This is a genomic window from Erythrobacter sp., assembly GCF_038133525.1.
Classification (GTDB): domain Bacteria; phylum Pseudomonadota; class Alphaproteobacteria; order Sphingomonadales; family Sphingomonadaceae; genus Qipengyuania.
This window is the reverse complement of record NZ_JAYPTL010000004.1, coordinates 75,346-82,803: the sequence shown is the minus strand read 5'-3', so window position 1 is coordinate 82,803 and position 7,458 is coordinate 75,346. Positions and strand designations below refer to the sequence as shown.

Genomic DNA, 7,458 nt, shown 5'->3' with positions numbered 1-7,458 from the left:
ATCGTATCGGCGAAGCGCTGGACTTCATGGAAGCCTGCGGGATCAGCCCCGAAACCCTGCCCCAACTGCGCGGGACGAGTTTCTACACCAGCCACGAAGCGCTGCTGTTGCCCTATGAGCAGGCGCTGACCCGCCGCGACAGCCTGACCGGCGACTGGTACGATACCAGCGCGCATATGGTCTGGATCGGCGACCGCACGCGCTTCGAAGGCAGTGCGCATATCGAATTCTGCCGTGGCATCGGCAATCCGCTGGGCCTGAAGTGCGGCCCCAGCCTTGAACCCGACGTGCTGTTGAACCTGCTCGATACGCTCAACCCGGCGCGCGAAGCGGGTCGGATCGTGCTGATCAGCCGCTTCGGAGATGACAAGGTGGAAAGCGGCCTGCCGCCACTCGTCCGCGCCGTAAAACGCGAAGGGCATCCGGTGGTGTGGAGCTGCGATCCGATGCACGGCAATGTGATCAAGTCGAACAGCGGCTACAAGACGCGCCCGTTCGATCGCATCCTCAACGAAGTGCGCGGCTTCTTTGCCGTCCACCGTGCAGAGGGGACCCATGCCGGTGGCGTTCACGTCGAGATGACCGGGCAGGACGTGACCGAATGTGTCGGCGGTGCAGTGGCAATCAGTCACGAGGCCCTGGCAGATCGCTATCACACGCATTGCGATCCCCGTCTCAATGCGGCGCAGTCGCTCGAGCTGGCGTTCCTCATTGCAGAGATGCTTAACGAGGAAGAGGTCACCCGACGGGCTGACGCGGCCTAAAGCTATGCGGTCTTAGGGGTTACTACCTAGCCGCCTCTTCGGCTGTCATTTCGAACATCTCGCTAGTTCCCTTCGCAGAAAGGGAATCGCATGCGCGCGAGATGGCTCGACACAATGCTGGTGCTTGTAAGTTGGGCCATGGTCGCGGTCCCGGCGGTCATGCTGCTGAGCGGTCGAACGCACCTCATCGAACAATGGCTGATTGCGGCCACGGTGCTGCCCTTGATTGGATTGCTTTGGCGCCACTACCGACTGTCAGAAGAACTTGAGCAGGGCGAAAAGTCGCTGGGCGCGAGCGTATCCGAACTCGCCCTGGCCGAAGAACTTGCAGGTGTCGGCCGTTGGTGCATCGATCTGAAGGACGAAGAACATCGCTGGTCGGCTGAAATGCGCAATATCGTCGGCGTGGCGCCAGGTGCCGAACCGACCGACGACCTGCTGGTCGAACTGATGCCAGAAGGCCTCTCCCAACTCGAGGTAACGCTGGCCTCGCATCTCAAGGATACCGAACCCTTCCGGATCGAATTCGAGTTCGAGAATCCGCGCCTAGGCACGCGTGTCCTGCAAGCCTGCGCACGCAACGTCTTCACCCAGGCGGGCGTGCGCGAACAGGTGTTCATGGTGGTCCGCGACGTGACCGAAACCTATCTCCAGTTTGCCAAGGCAGAGCAGGAGAAGAACAGCGCCATGCTCGAAGCCGAAGAGGCGAAGCGGATGGCCAACACCGATCCCCTGACGGGGCTTGCCAATCGCCGCGCGGCGATGGCTGCCCTCGACCGTGCGATCGTCACCGCGCGAACCGAGGGGGAACCGCTGGGTCTGCTGGTGCTCGACATCGACTATTTCAAATCGATCAACGATACGCATGGCCACGCTGTGGGTGACAAGGTCATTGCCCAGGTCGGCCGAATTGCCATGCGTTGTATCCGCCATGGACAGTTGGCCGCGCGGGTTGGTGGCGAAGAGTTCCTGGTAATCCTTCCCGGTGCAAATCCTACGGCGACTGCCAATGCGGCGGAGCGCCTGCGCCTGGCGATCGAGGCGGGCACTGCTTCGGCACCGATGCCCCAGGTAACCGCCAGCATCGGGCATGCCATGCTGGAACCCTATGATACCAGCCTGTTGCTCTTCGCGCGGGCCGATGACGCGCTCTACGCGGCGAAGCGCGAAGGGCGCAATCGGGTAGCTCGCGCCGCCTGATCGAAATTCGTCGATCGCTCCTGTAACTTCGCGCAATTTTCTGCGAAGTCTTTAATCGAACATATAAACACGCCATGTTGCGCCGCGGTTGTCGCATTCTGACGGCCGCGATGCGAGGGGGAGCGTAATGCCCCGGCCAATACCAGTTGCGTTTGATCACGGCGCGCCGCTTGCGGCGCGTTTCCATGCCGTGCGCGCGCTAACCGAAGCGCTTGCCGCACCGTTGAGTGAAGCGGATGCGACGATTCAGTCCATGGAAGATGCGTCGCCCACCAAGTGGCACCTGGCGCATGTGACCTGGTTCTGGGAAACCTTCCTGCTGCGCGATCACCTGCCGGACTATCGGCTCTTCAACGATCGTTGGCCGTTCATTTTCAATTCCTATTACGAGGCCGAAGGCGAACGGATCGCCCGCTTTTCGCGCGGGATGCTGTCGCGCCCGACCATGGCGCAAATCATCGAGTGGCGCGCCCAAGTCGATCAGGCGATGGCCCCCCTTTTCGAGCGCGAGGATCTGGCCCCGCTGATCGAGCTTGGCCTGGCGCATGAGCAGCAACACCAGGAATTGTTGCTGACCGATATCAAACATGCGCTGTTCCAGAACCCGCTGGGTCCGGCAATGTGGGAAGGCACGCCTCCGCCTGCGGCACTGCCGGAAGACAGCTGGTATTCTCACCCAGGCGGCGTGGCGCGGGTGGGTCACCAGGCGGATGGTTTTGCCTTCGACAATGAAGGCCCCGCACATCGGGTTCTGTTGGAACCCTTCCAGCTTTCCTCGCGGCTCGTGACCAATCGCGAATGGGACGAATTCATTGCCGATGGCTGCTATCAAAGCGCCGCGCTCTGGCTTTCGGACGGTTGGGCCTGGGTCAAGCGTGAGGGTATTTGCGCGCCGCTCTATTGGCATGAGGGTGAGCAGTTTACCCATGCGGGCTGGCAGGCGCGCGATCCCGACGCGCCGGTAACCCATATCTCCTATTTCGAGGCCGATGCCTTCGCCACATGGGCGGGCTGTCGCCTGCCGACCGAGTTTGAATGGGAAGCGATCGCTCGCGGCCAGGAAGGCGAGGCCGCGGCGCATGATCCGGCAGCCGGCAACCAGCTCGATACCGCCGCACCCCCAATGCCGCGCGGAGGCAGGGGCCTGTTCGGAGATACCTGGCAATATACGCGCTCGGCCTATCTCCCCTATCCGCGGTTCAAGCCGGCTGCGGGCGCCGTCGGTGAATACAACGGCAAGTTCATGAGCGGACAGGTCGTCTTACGCGGCGCGAGCTGCGCCACGCCACGCGGGCATTCGCGCGCGTCCTATCGTAACTTTTTCTACCCCCACCAGCGCTGGCAGTTCACTGGCCTCAGGCTGGCAAAGGATCTCTAATGAAAGCCAATCGTGGTATCGCGCTCGTCGATCTCGACGAGGATGGAGTCGACCGGGCGTTCCGGGCCGACGTTCTGACCGGCCTGCGCCAGCAGCAGAAGGCGATTCCGGCCCGCTGGTTTTATGACGAGGCTGGCTCTCAGCTGTTCGAGGCGATTACCGAGCTTGAAGAATATTACCCCACCCGCGCCGAGACCGAGATACTGCGTGCGCGCGGCAGTGAATTTGCTGCGCTGATCGGTTCTGGCCGGGCGGTCATCGAGTTCGGTTCGGGCAGTTCGGTCAAGACCCCGCTCCTGCTCGAATGCATTGCGCCTGGCGCCTATGTGCCGCTCGACATCTCCGGTGATTTCCTGCGCGAATCCGCCGCCGCGCTGGCGGCCAAGTTCCCCGGCCTGCCGGTCCATCCGGTCGAAGCGGATTTCATGCGCCGGGTTGCCTTGCCGCAGGAAGTAACGGCGCTGCCCAAGCTGGGATTCTTCCCCGGCTCGACCATCGGGAATATGGTCCCACGCACGGCCGTCGACCTGCTGCGCTCGATGCGCGCTACCCTGGGCGCGGATGAAGGCGATTGCCCGATGCTGTTGATCGGGATGGATCTTGTGAAAGAGCCGGCGGTTCTCGAAGCGGCTTATGACGACGCACAGGGCGTGACCGCCGAATTCAACCTCAATGTCCTGGCGCGCATCAACCGCGAGCTTGGCGGGACGATCCCGCTCGACGCATTCGAACACGTCGCCATTTGGAACGATGATTTCGCGCGGATCGAGATGCATCTTCGCGCCTTGCGTGCAGTTACCTTCGAAATCTCGGGCCGTTCGTTCGCGATGCAGGAAGGCGAGACGATCCATACGGAAAACAGCCATAAGTTCACGCATCGCAGCGCAAACATGCTGCTGCAGGCGGGGGGCTGGACCCCGGTCCAGCGCTGGCTCGATAGTGAAGAGCGTTTCTCGGTGATCCTCGCTCGCGCTACGGAACACCGCGACGCGCCCTGACCTGTCGCAGCTTTCATGGACGCGTCAGGGACGGGTACCTATATCGGGACCATGGATATCGCGCCCGCATTCAGTGCCGCTGCCGAAACGCTTCGCGCCATCCCGCGATCGGAGCTGATGATTGCCGCGATTGCAGCGATGGTGCTCAGCTGGGTGGGCGCAATCATCGCGCGTCGATCGTCTTGGGGCGCGATCCTGCGGACCTTCAGCTCGCTCGCGCTTGGCGCCATCCTGCTGACGGTGGTGTTGCAGCTGTCGCGGTTCGATCCGCGTTTCGATGTGGCTGTCCCGCAGGTCGGGCTGCCCGCGCAAGTGGTCAGCGGGGGCGAAACGCGCATCCCGCTCGGCGCTGATGGACATTATTGGACCCGGGCAGAGGTCAATGGCGTGCCGGGCAATTTCATGATCGATACCGGCGCCACGCTAACCGCGATCTCGACGGATCTGGCGGATCGTGCCGGTCTGGAACCGCGCCGTGGCGGTATTCCGATCATGCTGGGTACCGCAAATGGCACTGTCCAGGCGCATGTGGCCACGATCGATTCGCTTCGACTGGGCAATATCAATGCAACGGGAACCGATGCTGCGATCGCCGAAAGCTTTGGCGATTTCAACGTGATCGGCATGAACGTGCTTGGGCGTCTCGGCTCATGGCGGGTCGAAGAGGGGACGCTGATCCTGGTGCCGAAGCCGGAAGATCGGGTCGGGAGTTAGGTTGCCAGGCAGGGGGTGGGCTCATGGCCCGTTGCCGCCATGACCGACTGCTGCCACTTTGCGCTCCATGATTCGCGACGCATTCCTCGAGACCAAGGGCATCCACAATTTCCGCGACTATGGCGGCTGGCATGCACCGGGCGAGGGGCGGGTGCGGCGGGATGTGCTGTTCCGCTCTGGTCAGCATGTCGATGCTACCGACGACGATCTCAAGGCGATTGCTGAGCTCGATATTCGCACGGTGATCGATCTGCGCGGCACGTCCGAACGCGATCGCAATCCCTGCCGGCGGGTCGAAGGCTGGAACGGCGAAGTCGTCTTCTACGACGGCGAAACCACCAGCAGCCCGCCGCATATGGATGTCGAACCGGGTTCAAGCGCCTCGGACTTCGCCCGCCAGCGCATGATCGCGGTCTATACGCGCATGCCGCATAATCCGGCGATGATCGACATGTTCGGGCGCTACCTCAAGGTGCTGGCCGATCGCGACGGCGCGAGCCTGGTGCATTGCTTCGCCGGCAAGGACCGGACCGGGATCGCGGCGACCATGCTGCTGCATATCCTGGGCGTCAGCGAGGAAGACCAGCGCGAGGAATTCCTGCGCACCAACAAGAGCCCCACTTTCGAGGTGCTGGTCCAGCAATCGCTGCCCGGTATCGAGGAACGCCTGGGCCGCAAGCTGGATGCCGAGCAGGTGCGCGACCTGCTGGAAGTGCGCGCCGAATATCTCGACACCTTCCATGCCGAGGTCGAACGCGATTACGGCGATTTCGATAGCTACCTGAGCCAGGTGATCGGTATCGGCAACGACCTGCGCACCCGCCTGCGCGAACGTTTCCTCGTTTAGCGTTCGGCAGGGCTCCAGGGCTTGAACGAAGGCGTTGCCAGCACGGCGCTGCGCGCGCGTTCATAGGCGGCACCGATCTTCAGCACCTCGTGATCGGCCCATTTGGCGCCGAAGAAGCTAATTCCCACGGGCAGGCCCTCGATAGCGCCCATCGGCACCGTCAGGTGCGGAAAGCCGGCAATCGCGGCCGGGCTGCCGAAGCCGATGCTGCCGTTGAAATTGTCGCCATTGACCAGATCGCTGACCCATGTCGGCCCGCGCGTTGGGGCGACGAGGAATTGCACATCGTTATCTGCCAGCAACTTGTCGAGCGTCTCTTCCCCGGCAATGCGCAGCGCGTTCTCGCGCGCGGTTTCATAGGCTTCGCGGTCGGTGGTAGTTTCCGCCAGTTCGAACAGGTCCTGTCCGAACCAGCGCATCTCCTCGCTCGCATGTGCCTTGTTGAAGGCAATCAGGTCGGCCAGGCTGCGTGGCATGTTTTCACCGGGCAGGCTGGCGAGATACTTGCCCATCTCCTCGCGCAGTTCGAACATCAGCACGGTGAAGCTGTCGCGGTACATTTGCTGATTGGGGTTGAACTCGATCTCGACCAGTTCCGCCCCGACGGCCCGCATGTCCGCCAATGCCTGGTCGAAAAGCGAAGTCAGGTCCTCGCGATTGCCAACCTGCTTGCGCATCACCCCGATCCGCACGCCTTGCAGCGAATAATCCGCCAGACCGGCGGTGTAATCGGTCACGCGATTCTGCGCTGTCAGCGTCACCGGGTCGGCCGGGTCTTCACCGGCAATCGCGCCCAGGAGCATGGCCGCATCCCATACGCTTGCGGTCATCGGCCCCGGCGTATCCTGGGTGCTGGAGATCGGTACCACATGCGTCCGGCTGACCAGCCCGACGCTCGGTTTGAAGCCCACGATGCCGTTGATCGACGCAGGGCAAGTGATCGAGCCGTTGGTTTCCGTGCCGATCGCCGCCCAGGCAAGGCCTGCCGCAACCGCTGCGCCACTGCCCGAAGACGAGCCGCAGCTGTTGCGATCGGTCGCGAAGGGATTGCGCGTGAGCCCACCGATCGCACTCCAGCCGCTGGTTGAACTGTCACTACGGATATTGGCCCATTCGCTGAGATTGGTCTTGCCCAACACGACGCCGCCTGCGGCGCGCAGCCGGTCGATCATCGGCGCATCGCGCACCGTGCGGTTATTGGCCAAGGCCAGGCTACCCGCCGTGGTCGGAAACTCGTAGGTCTCGATATTGTCCTTTACCAGCACCGTTCGGCCGACGAGCGGCAGGCCGTTCCTTTCGGCCTGGGCCGCGAGCGCGGGAGCGCCCGGGTTGTAGGCAATGACCGCATTGAGCGTGGGTCCGGCATCGTCGAGCGCCTCGATCCGCTCGATCTGCGCCTTCGCAGTCTCGGCTGCGGGGCTGGGCGGCCCCACCCTATCCTCGGCTGACAGCGGGGCACTTGCGAGGGCAAGGACGATCAATGATGCTTTTGCGTTCATCCCGGCATCCTGCCACCGCCGCAGGCAGTTGCAAGCTACTACAGATGCCACGCAGTGG

The 7,458-nt window shown here is 62.8% G+C and carries 7 protein-coding genes; 6 read left to right on the top strand and 1 reads right to left on the bottom strand.

Annotated elements, in window-relative coordinates; translation table 11 throughout:
- The 6 genes from AAFM29_RS02055 to AAFM29_RS02030 form a co-directional block, all read left to right on the top strand.
- Positions 1 to 764: 3-deoxy-7-phosphoheptulonate synthase (locus tag AAFM29_RS02055; RefSeq protein WP_341711162.1), on the top strand; the 764-nt coding region annotated here is incomplete at its 5' end.
- Positions 765 to 854: 90 nt separating this feature from the next.
- Positions 855 to 1,964, top strand: a complete 1,110-nt coding sequence (locus AAFM29_RS02050; RefSeq protein WP_341711161.1) for a sensor domain-containing diguanylate cyclase — start codon at positions 855 to 857, stop codon at positions 1,962 to 1,964.
- Positions 1,965 to 2,091: 127 nt separating this feature from the next.
- Positions 2,092 to 3,342 carry an ergothioneine biosynthesis protein EgtB gene (gene egtB / locus AAFM29_RS02045; protein WP_341711160.1) on the top strand — a complete coding sequence of 417 codons (1,251 nt, stop codon included), beginning with the start codon at positions 2,092 to 2,094 and terminating at the stop codon, positions 3,340 to 3,342.
- Positions 3,342 to 4,340: an L-histidine N(alpha)-methyltransferase gene (gene egtD, locus AAFM29_RS02040; RefSeq protein WP_341711159.1), complete on the top strand. Its 999-nt coding sequence runs from the start codon at positions 3,342 to 3,344 to the stop codon at positions 4,338 to 4,340. The genes egtB and egtD overlap by 1 nt, the downstream gene beginning before the upstream one ends.
- Positions 4,341 to 4,391: 51 nt before the next feature.
- The gene (locus AAFM29_RS02035) at positions 4,392 to 5,054 is read left to right on the top strand and encodes a TIGR02281 family clan AA aspartic protease (protein ID WP_341711158.1); all 663 of its coding nucleotides are present in this window, start codon (positions 4,392 to 4,394) and stop codon (positions 5,052 to 5,054) included.
- A 67-nt stretch (positions 5,055 to 5,121) separates the two neighbouring features.
- The gene (locus AAFM29_RS02030; RefSeq protein ID WP_341711157.1) at positions 5,122 to 5,901 is read left to right on the top strand and encodes a tyrosine-protein phosphatase; all 780 of its coding nucleotides are present in this window, start codon (positions 5,122 to 5,124) and stop codon (positions 5,899 to 5,901) included.
- Here the strand turns inward: AAFM29_RS02030 and AAFM29_RS02025 are convergent.
- Complete coding sequence (locus tag AAFM29_RS02025; RefSeq protein WP_341711156.1) at positions 5,898 to 7,400, bottom strand: amidase; 1,503 nt, start codon at positions 7,398 to 7,400, stop codon at positions 5,898 to 5,900. The genes AAFM29_RS02030 and AAFM29_RS02025 overlap by 4 nt on opposite strands.
- Positions 7,401 to 7,458 lie beyond the last annotated feature (58 nt).

Excerpts from the sequence above, each read along its gene's own strand:
- AAFM29_RS02050 (WP_341711161.1), top strand. The coding sequence starts at position 855 with ATGCGCGCGAGATGGCTCGACACAATGCTGGTGCTTGTAAGTTGGGCC.
- egtB (WP_341711160.1), top strand. The coding sequence starts at position 2,092 with ATGCCCCGGCCAATACCAGTTGCGTTTGATCACGGCGCGCCGCTTGCG.
- egtD (WP_341711159.1), top strand. The coding sequence starts at position 3,342 with ATGAAAGCCAATCGTGGTATCGCGCTCGTCGATCTCGACGAGGATGGA.
- AAFM29_RS02035 (WP_341711158.1), top strand. The coding sequence starts at position 4,392 with ATGGATATCGCGCCCGCATTCAGTGCCGCTGCCGAAACGCTTCGCGCC.
- AAFM29_RS02030 (WP_341711157.1), top strand. The coding sequence starts at position 5,122 with ATGATTCGCGACGCATTCCTCGAGACCAAGGGCATCCACAATTTCCGC.
- AAFM29_RS02025 (WP_341711156.1), bottom strand. The coding sequence starts at position 7,400 with ATGAACGCAAAAGCATCATTGATCGTCCTTGCCCTCGCAAGTGCCCCG.